The sequence below is a fragment of the Klebsiella sp. 141203 genome, from assembly GCF_032601985.1.
Classification (GTDB): domain Bacteria; phylum Pseudomonadota; class Gammaproteobacteria; order Enterobacterales; family Enterobacteriaceae; genus Klebsiella; species Klebsiella aerogenes.
On record NZ_JAQIRL010000001.1, the window covers coordinates 116,761 to 131,772 of the forward strand.

11 protein-coding genes are annotated in these 15,012 nt (G+C 56.9%); 5 read left to right on the forward strand and 6 right to left on the reverse strand.

Going from position 1 to position 15,012, the window contains the following annotated elements:
• Positions 1-29: 29 nt before the first annotated feature.
• Positions 30-1,535 (reverse strand): anion permease, encoded by a 1,506-nt coding sequence (locus PGR29_RS00590; protein WP_032707943.1) that lies wholly within the window; start codon positions 1,533-1,535, stop codon positions 30-32.
• Between the two features lie 639 nt (positions 1,536-2,174).
• Here PGR29_RS00590 and PGR29_RS00595 point away from each other — a divergent pair.
• Positions 2,175-4,952 carry a flavocytochrome c gene (locus tag PGR29_RS00595; protein WP_316423836.1) on the forward strand — a complete coding sequence of 926 codons (2,778 nt, stop codon included), beginning with the start codon at positions 2,175-2,177 and terminating at the stop codon, positions 4,950-4,952.
• A 62-nt stretch (positions 4,953-5,014) separates the two neighbouring features.
• Positions 5,015-5,965: an FAD:protein FMN transferase gene (locus tag PGR29_RS00600; RefSeq protein ID WP_113374701.1), complete on the forward strand. Its 951-nt coding sequence runs from the start codon at positions 5,015-5,017 to the stop codon at positions 5,963-5,965.
• On the opposite strand, the gene dcuR is transcribed toward PGR29_RS00600, so the two are convergent.
• Both dcuR and PGR29_RS00610 read right to left on the reverse strand, forming a co-directional pair.
• Positions 5,946-6,665, reverse strand: a complete 720-nt coding sequence (gene dcuR / locus PGR29_RS00605; RefSeq protein WP_087858519.1) for a two-component system response regulator DcuR — start codon at positions 6,663-6,665, stop codon at positions 5,946-5,948. The genes PGR29_RS00600 and dcuR overlap by 20 nt on opposite strands.
• On the reverse strand, positions 6,662-8,278 hold the full coding sequence (locus PGR29_RS00610; RefSeq protein ID WP_087858520.1) for a sensor histidine kinase: 1,617 nt from the start codon (positions 8,276-8,278) through the stop codon (positions 6,662-6,664). Before PGR29_RS00610 ends, dcuR begins: the two co-directional genes overlap by 4 nt.
• A 304-nt stretch (positions 8,279-8,582) precedes the next feature.
• Here PGR29_RS00610 and PGR29_RS00615 point away from each other — a divergent pair, with 304 nt between their 5' ends.
• The 3 genes from PGR29_RS00615 to PGR29_RS00625 all read left to right on the forward strand — a co-directional run bounded on the left by PGR29_RS00615 (position 8,583) and on the right by PGR29_RS00625 (position 12,487).
• Complete coding sequence (locus PGR29_RS00615; protein WP_316423837.1) at positions 8,583-9,503, forward strand: N-acetylmuramic acid 6-phosphate etherase; 921 nt, start codon at positions 8,583-8,585, stop codon at positions 9,501-9,503.
• A gap of 244 nt (positions 9,504-9,747) precedes the next feature.
• The gene (gene mqo, locus PGR29_RS00620; RefSeq protein ID WP_316423838.1) at positions 9,748-11,403 is read left to right on the forward strand and encodes a malate dehydrogenase (quinone); all 1,656 of its coding nucleotides are present in this window, start codon (positions 9,748-9,750) and stop codon (positions 11,401-11,403) included.
• A gap of 157 nt (positions 11,404-11,560) precedes the next feature.
• Complete coding sequence (locus PGR29_RS00625; protein ID WP_213317623.1) at positions 11,561-12,487, forward strand: LysR family transcriptional regulator; 927 nt, start codon at positions 11,561-11,563, stop codon at positions 12,485-12,487.
• Here the strand turns inward: PGR29_RS00625 and mdcH are convergent.
• Genes mdcH through PGR29_RS00640 form a run of 3 tightly spaced genes read right to left on the reverse strand, consistent with a single transcriptional unit; the run spans position 12,477 to position 14,959 of the window.
• The gene (gene mdcH / locus PGR29_RS00630) at positions 12,477-13,379 is read right to left on the reverse strand and encodes a malonate decarboxylase subunit epsilon (RefSeq protein ID WP_316424330.1); all 903 of its coding nucleotides are present in this window, start codon (positions 13,377-13,379) and stop codon (positions 12,477-12,479) included. The two genes, PGR29_RS00625 and mdcH, sit on opposite strands and share 11 nt — an antisense overlap.
• Positions 13,379-13,996 (reverse strand): malonate decarboxylase holo-ACP synthase, encoded by a 618-nt coding sequence (locus PGR29_RS00635; protein ID WP_113374704.1) that lies wholly within the window; start codon positions 13,994-13,996, stop codon positions 13,379-13,381. The genes mdcH and PGR29_RS00635 overlap by 1 nt, the downstream gene beginning before the upstream one ends.
• A gap of 3 nt (positions 13,997-13,999) precedes the next feature.
• The gene (locus PGR29_RS00640) at positions 14,000-14,959 is read right to left on the reverse strand and encodes an AEC family transporter (protein WP_004148291.1); all 960 of its coding nucleotides are present in this window, start codon (positions 14,957-14,959) and stop codon (positions 14,000-14,002) included.
• Between the last annotated feature and the right edge of the window lie 53 nt (positions 14,960-15,012).

Sequence of the window (15,012 nt, forward strand, 5' to 3'; positions counted from 1 at the left end):
CCGCCGGGGGAAGACCCGGCGGTTATGAATCAGAACATCATGGACATCCACGGATAGCCAATCAGCAGCAGGGCGGCCAGGAAGATGGCGCCGAAGATGGTGCCGAGGCGCCAGTAATCTTTGGTCGGCAGATAGCCGCTGCCGTAGTAAATCGGGCTCGGGCCGGTACCGTACGGAGTGATGATGCCCATCACGCCCAGCGAGGTCACCATCAGCAGGACGAAGACTTCCATATTCATTCCCGGGATAGTCGAAGCGATGGTCAGCATGGCCGGCAGCAGCGCGGTAGTGTGCGCGGTGGTACTGGCGAACAGGTAGTGCAGCAGATAGAACGCCAGCAGCAGGACGATGGTCGCAACGCCCGGAGAAATACCGCTCATCAGCGCGCCGCCTTCTTTACCCAGCCAGGCGATGAAGCCTGTGGAGGAAAGACCGTCAGCCAGCGCGACCAGCGTGGCGAACCAGACAAAGGTATTCCATGCCGCTTTGTTATTGGTGATATCGCTCCAGGACAGCACGCCGGTCCACAGCATCAGCACGATAACCAGCAGAGCAGCCAGCGCCGGTTCAATCCAGTCGGCGGCGAAGATCCACATCATCAGCGCGAAGCAAACAAACACCAGCAGCAGGATTTCATTGCGCGACAGTTTGCCCAGTTTCTCCAGTTCACGAGCGGCCCACAGCGGTACTTCGTTATTGATTTTAACTTCTGGCGGATAGAACCAGTACGCCAGCAGCGGCATGGCCAGAATCAACAGGATACCGAGCGGCAGGAAGGCGATAAACCAGGTACCCCAGGAGATGTTGATACCGACGATGCTTTTTACCAGCGCCAGCGCCAGCAGGTTCGGCGCCAGCGCCGACAGGAACATGGAACTGGTGATACAGGCGGCGGTAATGGCGACCCACATCAGATAAGAGCCAATACGGCGTGCGCTCGGATCGTTAGGTTTAGAACCGTACAGCGGCGGCAGGTTAGCGATGATCGGGTAGATGGTCCCGCCGCTACGTGCGGTGTTGGACGGGGTAAACGGCGCCAGCAGCAGGTCAGCGAAGGTAATGGCGTAGCCCAGCGTCAGGCTGCGGCGGCCAAGATATTTTACCAGAATCAGCGCCAGACGGCGGCCGAACTGGGTTTTGTCATAGCCCGCGGCGAACATGAACGCGCCGAAGATAAGCCACACGGTAGAGTTGCCAAAGCCGCTCACCGCCCATTTAAATGACGCGCCGGCCAGCTTAAAGCTTGGCGCCGCCATCTGTTCCGGGCTGAACAGCAGCCACTGGCTACATAAAGCAATCACCACCACCCCGGTGATACCGATAACGGCGCCCGGCAGCGGTTCGAAGATAAGGCCGACGATGACGCCGACGAAGATAGCAAAATAGTGCCAGGCGAAAGGTGGTAAGCCGTCAGGCACCGGGACGAACAGCAGCAGTACGGCGACGATAATGGGCAACGCCATCATGATCAGACGTTTATACGCCGCGTTAGACGCGGCACCGGCAGGCGGTATGGTTGTCTTTTTCTCTTTCATAATGAGTATCTGCTAGTAGTTGAAAATACGGTTCCGTCTTCGCTTACAACGCTCGATTTTTTTAGTTGCGAAAGTTTCTTTAATTATTAATGGTCGAGATTGCTTATTGCTTAAACGGTTATTTAACGCGTTTTGCGCGGCGTTAAATTAAATTCATTGGGTATTTATATATTGCGCTTTCACGTTGCATTGCAATTGATCGAGATCAAAAAAAACAGGTGATCTGGATCTTTTTTTTCGTTTGGCAATAACCACATATGATGATGTGGTTATTATCCGTAAGAAACGTCAATTGTTAATGGAACGCTTAAATAATAATAAATGGCTAAACAGATTTGTTATTTAAGTTATTGAAATAATGTGTTTTATTTTTGTTTTGCGCGTTTTTCTAGCGTTAACAAAAGTGACCGAAATGTTATCATTCATTTGTATTATGTAAATGCGATATATAAATTTAATAATACAATGGAGGTATTGCTGTTATTGCAGGTATTAAATAGTTTTTTAACTAACGTAATTAATTTAGTAACTAAAAAACACGCTATATTATTGGCATGACAACAGGAATGAAAATAAACAATCAATAAAATTTCCGTCACCCAATTCTGAATTTCAATATTTAAAATCTGGAGTATTAATATGACCAGTAACGAACGAATTCTGCAGCCATTTACTTTACCGAATGGGACTGAACTGAAAAACCGTTTGCTAATGGCGCCAATGACCACCTGCACCGGTTATTTCGATGGTACCGTCACCAGCGAGCTCGTTGAATACTATCGCGCCCGCGCTGGCAGCATCGGAACTATCATCGTTGAATGCTGCTTTATTGATGATTATGGTCTGGCCTTCCCGGGCGCTATCGGCATTGATAACGATGAAAAAATCGCCGGGTTGGCGAAAATCGCCGAAGCGATTAAAGCGGAAGGCTCAAAAGCGATTCTGCAGATTTACCACGGCGGCCGCATGGTTGACCCACAGTTGATTGGCGGTCGCCAGCCGGTGGCGCCGAGCGCTATTGCCGCGCCGCGCGACGGCGCCGCCATGCCGCGCGCCCTCAGTGGTGAAGAAGTCGAAGGCATGATTGCCAAATTTGGCGACGGCGTTCGCCGCGCCATTCTCGCCGGTTTCGACGGCGTCGAAATCCACGGCGCCAACACCTATCTTATTCAACAGTTCTATTCGCCGAACTCCAACCAGCGTGACGATGAGTGGGGCGGCAGCCGCGACAACCGCGCCAGATTCCCGTTGGCGGTACTGGACATCACGCATAAAATGGCCCGTCAGTACGCTGACGATGCCTTTATTATCGGCTATCGCTTCTCGCCGGAAGAGATGGAAGTCCCGGGGATCCGCTTCGATGACACCATGTATCTGCTGGAGAAACTGGCCGCCCGCGGCGTTGATTACCTGCACTTCTCGGTTGGCGCGACGCTGCGCCCGTCTATCGTTGATACCAGCGATCCGACGCCGCTGATTGAAAAGTACTGCGCCATGCGTTCTGAAACGCTGGCGCAGGTGCCGGTGATGGGCGTCGGCGGGGTGGTTAACGCCGCCGACGCCGAACAGGGCCTCGATCACGGTTATGATCTGATGGCCGTCGGCCGCGCCTGCATCGCCTATCCGGACTGGGCTTCACGTATCGCCGCCTGCGAAGAGCTGGAACTCTTTATCGACAGCACCCAGCGCGAGGCGCTGAATATTCCGGAACCGCTGTGGCGTTTCTCGCTGGTCGAGGCGATGATCCGCGACATGAGCATGGGCGACGCGAAATTTAAACCGGGGGTGTTTGTCGAAACCGTTCAGGACGATGCCAACGAACTGGTCATTAACGTCAGCCTCGAAAACGATCGCATTGCGGATATCGAGCTGGCCGCAAGCCCAGTGCAGAGCGTTGAATTTACCACCAGCTTCGAAGAGATCCGCGAACGTATTCTGACCGCCAACACGCCGCACGTCGATGCTATCTCCGGCGCGACCAGCCAGAGCGAAGCGGTGAAAAAAGCGGTGTCCAAAGCGATGCTGAAATCCAGCAAAGCGCTGGCCGCGGAAGAGGGCGGCAACGATGCCGCGCCGAAAAGCTATGACGTTGTGGTGGTGGGGAGCGGCGGCGCCGGTCTGGCCGCGGCGATTCAGGCCCACGACGAAGGCGCCAGCGTGCTGATCGTCGAAAAAATGCCGACTATTGGCGGCAACACCATTAAAGCTTCCGCCGGGATGAACGCCGCGGAAACCCGCTTCCAGCGGGTGAAAGGTATCGAAGACAGTAAGGAGTTGTTCTACCGGGAAACCCTGAAGGGCGGCCACAATAAAAATAACCCGCAGCTGTTGCGCCGTTTCGTTGAAAACGCGCCGCAAGCCATTGAATGGCTGGCGGACCGTGGGATTATGCTTAACGATATCACCACCACCGGCGGGATGAGTATCGACCGTACCCACCGTCCGCGCGACGGATCGGCGGTTGGCGGCTACCTGATTAGCGGTCTGGTGCGTAATATCACCAAACGCGGTATCGATGTGCTGCTGGATACCTCGGTAGAAGAGATCCTGATGCGCCACGACGAAGTGAGCGGCGTGCGTCTTATCAACGATGAACAAGAGATCATCGACGTGCAGACCAAAAGTATCATCGTGGCGACCGGCGGCTTCAGCGCCAACAGCGCGATGGTGGTGAAATATCGTCCTGACCTCGAAGGCTTCGTGACCACCAACCATAAAGGGGCGACCGGTAGCGGTATCGCGCTGCTGGAGCGCATTGGCGCCGGCACCGTGGACATGGGCGAAATTCAAATTCACCCGACCGTCGAGCAGCAGACCTCGTACCTGATTTCCGAATCGATTCGCGGCGGCGGCGCTATTCTCGTTAACCAGCAGGGGAACCGCTTCTTCAACGAGATGGAGACCCGCGATAAAGTGTCTGCGGCGATTATCGCGCTGCCGGAACACTATGCTTACATCGTCTTCGACGAGCATGTGCGGGCGAAAAACAAAGCCGCCGACGAGTATATCGCCAAAGGCTTCGTCACCAGCGCCAGCTCGCCGCGTGAACTGGCGGAGAAGCTGGGGATGGATTACCATGCGTTCCTCGCTACGCTGGAATGCTACAACGGCGCAGTGGAAAAACAGCACGATGAAGCGTTTGGCCGCACAACCGCGCTGCGCGCGCCGATTAACGAAGGCCCGTTCTACGCCATTCGTATTGCCCCAGGGGTGCACCACACTATGGGCGGCGTGACCATTAATACCGATGGCGAAGTGCTGAATGTGGCGCAGCAGCCGATTCGCGGCGCCTACGCCGCGGGTGAAGTGGTTGGCGGTATCCATGGCGGTAACCGCATCGGCGGTAACGCGGTCGCGGATATCATCATCTTCGGTACCCTCGCGGGCCATCAGGCGGCGAAACGTGCCAGAGGATAATAGGTAAATGCTGATGCCGGGCTGGCTTAGCCGCCCGGCTTATCCCTTCTAAGGAGAGCCCAATGTCCGATAACCGCGTCTATAGCTACTCCGCCGTGTTGATGGGCTCGCCCATCCTGCTCAAACTCTATTCCCACGATGAGGCGCTGGCCTCCCGCGTCTTTCAGTTAATTAAACGCTACGAAGATCTGCTCACCGTTAACCGCGCGCAGTCGCAAGTGATGGATATCAACCATGCCGCCGGGCATCATCCCGTTACCGTTAGCCGTCCGGTGTACCAGCTGATTAAGTGCGCTAAAGCCGCCAGTATGGTGCGCGACAGCGCCTTTAATCTGGCTATCGGCCCGCTGGTTAAACTGTGGCGCATTGGCTTTCAGGGTCATAGCGTGCCGTCGGCGGCGGATATTGCGGCGCGGCTGCCGTTAACCCGCCCGCAGGATGTCATTCTTGATGACGAAAAGCAGAGCGTGTGGCTGGCACAGGCCGGAATGGAAATAGACCTTGGCGCAATCGCCAAAGGATATATCGCCGACCGGGTACGCGATTACCTGGGCCAGCAGGGGATTGAACAGGCGCTGATTAACCTCGGCGGCAATGTACATACATTAGGGGAATGGTCGATTGGGCTGAAAAAACCCTTTGCCGCTGAGCAGGAACTTATCGGCTCGATTGCCGTTGCCGGGCAGTCGGTTGTCACTTCAGGCACCTATGAACGCTATTTCGAGCAGGATGGCAAACGCTGGCACCATATCCTCGATCCGCGCAGCGGCTATCCGCTGGATAACGAACTCGACAGCGTCACGGTCATTTCCGCGGATTCACTGGACGGCGATATCTGGACCACGCTGCTGTATGGTCTTGGCGTGGAGAAGGGTTGCGCGGCGCTGCGCCTGCGGGACGACATTGAAGCGATTTTTGTCACCAAAAACCGCGGCGTGATTCTGTCGTCACCGCAGCGCATCCGCTTTCAACTGCTCGACAGCGGCTATCAGATTACTGACTGTACTGCTTGAGCAGGCCGTACTGCTCGGCGACCAGCCGATAGCGGTACACCGGTCGGCCGGTCGCGCCGTAATGGATGGTAGTGTAGAGAATATTGATCTGCGCGAGCCAGATCAGATACTTGCGGCAGGAGACGCGCGAGATATTTACCGCCGCCGCCAGTTCATCGGTAGAGAACTCCACATCAGGGTGGCTATCAATCCACTGGCACAGCGTGCGTAAGGTCTGCGCCGTTAAGCCTTTCGGCAGCTTACGCGCGTCAACCGCTTCCGGCGTGCCGCCGTGCAGTAGACGATCGACATCCGCCTGCTCGTAATAGGGCTGGCCGGTCATCAGTTTACGTTTTTCACGCCATGCGGTCAGCGCCTCTTCAAAGCGCGGGAACTGGAATGGCTTAATCAGATAATCCACCACGCCATAGTGCATAGCGGTTTGAACGGTGGCGGCATCGGCGGCGGAAGTTATCATAATCACGTCGATGGCGCGGCCGCTGGCGCGAATGGTCGGCAGCAGATCGAGGCCGCTATCCTGCTGCATGTAAACGTCCAGCAGCACCAAATCGATCGCCATCTGCGGGTCGTTAATCATCTCCTGGGCTTTGCCGAGCGTCGACGCGGTGCCGCAGCAGCTGAAACCGGGGATGCGCGCCACGTACAGGCGGTTCAGCTCGGCAACCATCGCATCGTCGTCAACAATTAATACATTTATCACGCTTTTTTCCTTTTACTATCCCAGGGCAGGTGAACAAAAAATTGAGTAAATACGCCAGGCTCGGACTCGACTGACAACGTGCCGCCGAGTTCGTGGAGCTGCTGGTTGGCGAGAAACAGGCCGACGCCGCGATTCTCGCCTTTGGTGGAGAAGCCCTTATTAAAGATGGCGTCGATATTAGCCGCCGGGATCCCCGGGCCGTCGTCGCTCACTTCGCCGCTTAACCAGCCATCCTGATAGTGCAATAGCAGGCTCACTTCGCCTTCCGTCTGGCCGCTCATCGCGTCCAGCGCATTTTCAATCAGATTGCCCAACACGGTCACCAGCACGGTGACCTGTTTTTCATTGGGACAATCCGGCACCAGGCTCTCTTCGGCGAGGTTCAAAGAGAAGCCTCGCTCTTTGGCGCGCTGGATTTTACCAATCAGGAAGCCGGCGACCACCGGCGATTTTATCCGGTGCTGAATTTCGCCGATGTCGGCCTGATAGGCATGGGCGGTCTGCAGCACATATTCTTCCAGCTTGTCATAGCTTTTCATATTCAGCAGGCCGAGGATCACGTGCAGCTTGTTCATAAACTCGTGCGAAGTGGTGCGCAGGGCATCAACGTAGCTCATCATGCCGTCCAGACGCTGCACCAGTTGACTCATCTCGGTCTTATCGCGGAAGGTGCTGATGGCGCCGACGATGGCGTTCTGGCTGCGCACCGGGACGGTATTGCTGATCAGCAACAAGCCATTACAGCCGAGCGCGCGGTCATAAATGGGTTCGCCGCTGCGCAAAACTTCCTGCAAGTCCGCCAGCAGCGGGGTGCGATCGATGCTTTTATCCGGCCCGCTGAGTAACATGCCGCGGGCGGCCGGGTTAATCAACGTGACCTGGCCGCTGCTATCCACGGCGATCACGCCTTCTTTCAGCGAGTGCAGCATCGCCTGACGCTGCTGAAACTGGGTGGAGATATCCTGCGGCTCCAGCCCGAGCAGAATGCGTTTCAAGCCGCGCACCAGGCTCCAGGTGCCGATAGCGCAGACCAGCGCGCTGAACAGAATGGTCAGCAGGACGTCCCAGCGGCTATTGGCGATCTGTTCGTCGACTTTACTCAGCGAAATACCTACCACCACCACGCCAATCTGCTGATGTTGTTCATTGAATACCGGGGTGAACACGCGCAGCGCCGGCGCCAGTACGCCGTGGTTAATCGCCACGTTTTCCCGCCCGGCGAGGGTCGGGCGGATATCCTCGCCGATAAACGGTTTACCGATGATGGCGCTATCCGGATGCGAATAGCGAATGCCGCGCATGTCGGTCACAATCGCGTAAAGCAGATCGTTACGCCGGGTAATGGCCTGCGCCAGCGGCTGAATGATATTACTCTGCGGCGGCTCGCCGAGACCACGCTTTACCTGCGGCATATCGGCCATGGTGCGCGCCACCGCCAGCGCCGTCTCTTTTAAGCCGTCGCGGGTGGCGTTGCTGATCTGCATAAACCATAGCGCGTAGACCAGTAGAAGCACCGCGCCGATAACGCTGCCAATCATTAGCGTGACGGCGGTACTTAATTTCAGGTTGCGGGCGCGCTTGCGGGCGGGCGGCTGTAGCTCGGCTTCCTTCATGACAACCCCGATCGATTCGTTGAACGATCATTATCGCCGATAGGGCGGCTTTCATAAAGCCGTGTAATAACAGTAAAACCGCTTTCTGGATATCCGCTGCCTGACATGCGTAGCCCTCATGCTCGGATAACGCGCAGTCGCGCCGCGATTAGGTGTCGAGTGAACAAACTGTGACCCCCGTGGCGGTAAAGCCGTGGATGAAGGCTTTACACTGGCTGCATCAATCAAATAGCCGTGATGAATGAATGGATATTTCACCGCTGTTGATGTAGCCGCAGTGAGTTCGGTTTTAAATGGAGGTTTTATGAGCAGTAAGCCAACCGCATCAATGCTGGAACGATGCCACCCGCAAACGCGCCATATCGATACGCTCGCCACCCTCGATATGCTGACCCTGCTGCAGCAGGATAACAAACAGATAGCCGTTGCTATCGATGCCTGCCTGCCGCAGATTACCCGGCTGGTGGATAACGCCGCGGCGACTCTGAGCCGGGGAGGACGGCTGGTGATCGTTGGCGCCGGGGCATCCGGGCAGGCGGCGTTGCAAACGGTTAATGACTATTCCCCTGAAGCCAATCACTCACTGGTGGCGATGATTGCCGGTGGTGAAGGGAGCGCGCTGCAGGCCGCCGAGCGGGCGGCTAACGATTATGACGCGGGCTTACGGGATATGCAGCTATTGTCCCTGAGCGCCAACGATATGCTGCTGGCGCTCACCGTCAGCGGCAAAACGCCGTGGGTGTGGGGGGCTATGCGTCACGCCTGGTCGCTGGGCACACCGATTGCTATCCTGACGCAGCAGCCTGATAGCGAAGCCGCGCAGCTGGCGGATATTATGATTGCGCCGCAGACCGGGCCGGAAGCGGTGGCGGGTTATGGCAACCCGAAAGCGCAACTGGCGCAGCGGCAGATCCTCACCCTGTTAACCACTGGCCTTGCGGTACGCAGCGGCAAAGTGTTCGGCAACCTGCGCGTTGATCTACAGGCAACCAGCCCGCGCTGGGAGGAGCGACAAATCGCCATGGTGATGGCCGCCGCAGAGTGTACGCGCGCGCAAGCTAAAGCCGCGTTGGCCAGTTGCAATCAGCATTGTCGGACGGCGATTCTGATGCTGATGACGGGGCTCGATGCCTGGCAGGCACGGGATCTGCTCAGCGAAAACAACAACCATTTGCGTGTCGCCTTACGTGAAGCGCAAGAGAAAACGCTCAGTAACGTTAATTAATCTCCTCGCCGCGCCGGTTTGTTAAATAACTAAATAAACCGGCGCCAGATTTCTTATCGCCTGAATCATCCTGATTTTCCGCCGCTATTTTCACAATGAATGCCAGTGAAATAAATAAACTGCTTTTTTAAGTTAAAAAACTGTTTGCATTAAAATATCGAAGTGTAAATGATATTTTAAAATAAAGTAAAAGTGCGTTAATATGGCGGCTCTTATTACACTTTTGCTACGCGATATTTCTATTATGCCTGCAATTAAAAAAACGATTATATCTATGACCGCATTAGCGATGTTCGTCAGTACGGCGACCTACGCAAATGGCGATACCTCGAAAAAAACTGACTTTCTGCTGATCGGCGGCGGCATCATGAGCGCCTCGCTGGGCACCTGGCTGCAGGAGCTGCAGCCGGAGTGGAAACAGGTGATGGTGGAGAAACTCGACGGCGTCGCGCTGGAGTCCTCTAACGGCTGGAATAACGCCGGTACCGGTCACTCGGCAAATATGGAACTGAACTACACGCCGCAGCGTGCAGACGGTTCTATTGATGTCAGCAAAGCGCTGGATATCAATGAACAGTTTATGATTTCGCGCCAGTTCTGGTCGGCGCAGGTCAAACGCGGTATTTTGCACGACCCGCACTCGTTTATTAATTCCACGCCGCATATGAGTTTCGTGTGGGGCGATAATGTTGATTATCTGCAAAAGCGTTATAACGCGCTGCAGCAGACTACCTTATTCCAGGGAATGAAATTCTCCACCGATCACGCGCAAATTAAACAGTGGGCGCCGTTGGTCATGGAAGGACGCGATCCGCAGCAAAAAGTGGCCGCCACCTGGACGCCGGTCGGTACCGACGTGAACTACGGTGAAATCACCCGTCAGCTGATCGGCAGCCTGAAAAAGAGCAGCAATTTCTCGCTGCAGACCTCTTCTGAAGTCACCGATTTCAAACGCAATGCCGACAACTCCTGGCACGTGACGATTAAGAACGTGAAGAGCGGTGAAGAGCAGGCTATCGACGCCAAATATGTCTTCATCGGCGCCGGCGGCGGCGCGCTGAAGCTGCTGCAGAAAACCGGCATTCCGGAAGCGGACAACTATGCGGGCTTCCCGGTAGGCGGCTCGTTCCTGATGACCGAAAACCCGGAGCTGACTAAACTGCACCAGCAGAAAGTCTATGGTCAGGCCTCGGTTGGCGCGCCGCCGATGTCGGTACCGCACCTGGATGCTCGTTACCTCGATGGTAAGCGCGTGGTGCTGTTCGGGCCATTCGCCACCTTCTCCACCAAGTTCCTGAAAAACGGTTCGTTCTTCGATCTGCTGAGCACCACCACCACCAGCAACGTACTGCCGATGACCCACGTTGGCCTCGACAACTTCGATCTGGTGAAGTACCTGATTAGCCAGGTTATGCTCAGCGATGATGACCGCTTTGCGGCGCTGAAAGAGTACTACCCGAACGCGCGCAAAGAAGACTGGAAACTGATTCAGGCCGGTCAGCGCGTGCAGATCATCAAAAAAGACGCGGAGAAGGGCGGCGTTCTGAAGCTCGGTACCGAAGTGGTGGTCGATCAGCAGAAAACGATTTCTGCGCTGCTCGGCGCATCGCCAGGTGCTTCCACCGCCGCGCCGATCACCCTGAACGTTCTCAAGCAGATGTTCCCGCAGCAGTTTAACTCGCCGGAATGGCAGAGCCGCATTCGCGCTATCGTGCCGAGCTACGGCGAGAAGTTGAACGGCAACGTGGCCCTGACCCAGCAGGTTTGGGATGACACCGCCGCGGCGCTGCAACTGACCAAGCCTCCGGTCATTCAGATGCCAGAGTCCGCGCCGACCGCGACCGCCAAACCGGCAGAGACGCCGCGCGAAGCCTCGCCGCAGCACGATATGGCGCTGTAACGACGCATCCGGGCAGTGAACAAAAGGGAAGACCATGGTCTTCCCTTTTTTGCGTTATTTACCGGCTGAGGCCGCGCGCTGCCTGCAACTTTGGCCTCATAAAAGATATACTGGTTTGAATTGAAAAAGAAAATTAAACCAGGAGTGTGGAAGGGCTATGAGAGACGATATTAACCAGGAGATCACCTTCCGCAAGCTATCGGTCTTTATGATGTTTATGGCGAAGGGCAATATCGCCAGAACCGCCGAAGCCATGAAGCTCAGCAGCGTTAGCGTTCACCGCGCGCTGCATACGCTCGAAGAGGGTGTCGGCTGCCCGCTGTTTGTTCACAAAGGACGCAACCTGCTGCCGCTGCAGGCGGCGTGGACGCTGCTCGAATACTGCCAGGATGTGATGAGTCTGATGAGCCGCGGGCTTGAGGCGACGCGTAAAGTCGCCGGCGTCGGTCAGGGGCGATTGCGCATCGGTACACTCTATTCGCTGACGCTGGAAACCGTTCCGCGCATCATTATGGGGATGAAATTACGCCGCCCGGAGCTTGAACTAGATCTGACGATGGGCTCCAATCAGATGCTGCTGGATATGCTGGAAGACGATGCCCTTGACGCTATCTTAATCGCGACCAATGAAGGCGAATACAATAATTCGGCTTTCGACGTAGTGCCGCTGTTTGAAGACGATATCTTTCTCGCCGCGCCGGCGACGGAACAGCTGGATACCACTCAGCTCGCCGATCTACGCGATTACGCCGATCGCAAGTTTGTCTCGCTGGCGGAAGGATTTGCGACTTATGCCGGGTTTCAGGAGGCCTTTCAGGTAGCCGGTTTTGAGCCGGAAATTGTGACCAGGGTGAATGATATCTTTTCGATGATAAGCCTGGTGCAGGCGGGCGTGGGCTTCGCGCTGCTGCCGGGGCGGATGAAGAAAGTCTATGAAAACGATGTGCAGCTGTTAAAGCTGGCGGAACCCTATCAGATGCGCCAGCTGATCTCTATCGTCTATTCACACCATCGCGAGCGTGATGCCGACCTGCTGGCGCTGGCGGCGGAAGGGCGCATGTACGCCCGCAGTATTAATCGCTAAGCCGCTGCGCCAGATGGCGGGCGACGTCCACGCCGCTGCGCTCCAGCGAAATGGTCTCGCCGCGCCAGCCCGCCTGGCGGGTCAGGCAGGTGAGCACGCCGCCGGGCGGCATCTCGATTGCCAGCCTCGCGTCGCGTTCATCGGCGGCGATCATCGCCTCCTGCCAATGTACGGTGCGCGCCATGTTCATCGCCAGATCGTCGGCGATCCGCTGCGGATCCCACAGCACGCGCGCCGTCGAGCCGCTTAAATAGGCGCGCTGAGGGCGCGTTAAGGTGACGTCGGTAAAGGCTTTTGCCAGGGCGGCGGCAGGTTTAGCCAACAGCGCGCAGTGCGACGGCACGCTGACCGCCAGCCGTTGGGCTTTACTGGCGCCAGCCTGCAGCGCCAGCTGCGCTACCTCGGCCATGGCTTCATCGCGCCCGGCGATCACTATCTGCGTTTCGGCATTCAGGTTGGCGAGATAAACCTCATGGCCGTCCATCAGCGCCTCAACCCGTGGGCGGGTCAGCCCCATAATCGCCGTCAGCCCGTAACCTTCGGGATAAGCCTGCTCCATTAAATCACCGCGTAGCGCCACCAGGCGCAGCGCGCTGGCGAAATCGAGCGCGCCGGCAATCACCGCTGCCGGAAACGCGCCGATAGAGAGCCCGCTGACCATCTGCGGATCCACGCCCTGGCGCTGTAGTTCGCGCGCCCAGGCTACCCCGGCGATCAGCAGACAGAGTTGTACTGCACGGGTATGCTTTAGCGCGTCGGCGCTATCGAGAGTATCGACTTCATCCCCCAGCACTGTGCGCGCCTGGGAGAGGATAGCCTCGCGATCGGGGATTGCCGCCAGCATTGCGGGGCGCTGGCCGCCCTGACCGGGAAAAGTAAATATAATCTTCATCATTCCTCCCTGTGCCACGGCGTCGCGGTTAAGCGTGCGCCGCGGGATGTTTTCAGTAGCGCGCGGCCATCGCGCAGCCACTCATTAAGGGCGAAGGCGCCGTACAGTGTTTCTATCTGGGTATCGGCGCGGCACGGTAGTAGGGCCACCCGGGCCTGCCATTCCAGCAATGCCTCGCGGTCCAGCGGCTGCGGCGCGCGGATCAGCAAATCCAGATCGCTTGCCGCATGCAGCACCGGGATTTCGGTTGCCAGCGCGTAGCCGGTACTGCCGGTGACGCCCCAGCCCCAGGGCCAGCGGTGTAAGGTGAGGGCGATAGCCGCCTGGACCGGCGGCTGCGAAACAAAAGGCGAATGGAGCAAGACCTCACGATCAACAAGCATCTCCGGGCTGACGCTGCGCACGATATTGTGCGGCTGAACCCAGCCGGCGGCGCGTTGTTCGCGCTTCATGCCCCGCACCCCAACCGGGATGCGGGCCTGGCCGTCAACGTCGCGTCTCACCACCACCGGCAGCGCGGCTCGCCACTGCTGAACCACCCACGGCTCGGCAATGTCTTCCAGGGCGCTGGCGTGGTTTAACCAAACTAAATCGTGGGGACGCGGCGTTGATGACATGGTTTACAGTCCTGAAGTCAAAGAGATAAACAGCGGTAGCGACAGGATACACAGAACCGAGCTCAACAGCAGCACGGCTTCAGCATCCGGAGACTGCACGCCGAAGCGGTTGCCGAAGACCACGCCGAAGAAGCCGGCGGCCAGCGCAATCATCAGGATCGCGGTAATGGCGATAGAGCCGTGCAGACCAAGTAACATCACCAGGCCCCAGGCAATAAACGGCTGCACCAGCAGTTTCACGATGGTTGATGTAGCGATCAGCGCATTGAGCTGCAGTTTACGTGCCGACAGGATCACCCCGGTGAGGAACAGCGCGGCGGCGGTGGCGGCCAGTCCCAGCGGTTTGATCGACGCCAGCAGCAGGTCCGGCATTTTAATGCCGATAGCGGAAAGTACCACCCCAAGCAGCGGGCCCCAAACGATCGGTTTTTTCACCGAACGCCACATCAGCACCGGCAGCATCGCCAGCGTAGAACCGCTGTTTTCACCTGCGGCGCGGGCTTTTTCACGTTCCAGAATCAGCAGGCAGAACGGGGTCATCAGTACCGAGCCGCAGGCGATAGAGACCGCCACCGACAGCGAGGTTGACGCGCCTTCACCCAGCACGCTGCCGAGGATCGGCAGACCTAACGCGGCATAGTTTGGCAGGGCGACGGTGAGGGTCAGCACTGCGGCATCCTGCGGCGTGCGTTTGAACACGCTGGTGGCGAGGAAGTAGATCGCGGCATAGGTGATCCACATCGCGCCGGTCAGCACCAGCACTAGCGGCGACTGGGCGACGATACCGGCCCACGGTGTTTGTACCGTCGCGCTAAATAGCGTGGCGGGTAAGGCAAAATCCATTACAAAAATATTAAGCAGCGAGACGTTTTTGTTATCTACCATCCCGGCCTTTCCGGCCCAGAAACCCAGCAGCATGATAACGAAAATGGGCGCGAGAGCATGAATAATCACATAAGTCATAAATCACCTGTAAATAAAATAGAGTACTGGCGCGATTGTTATTTTTTCTAAAA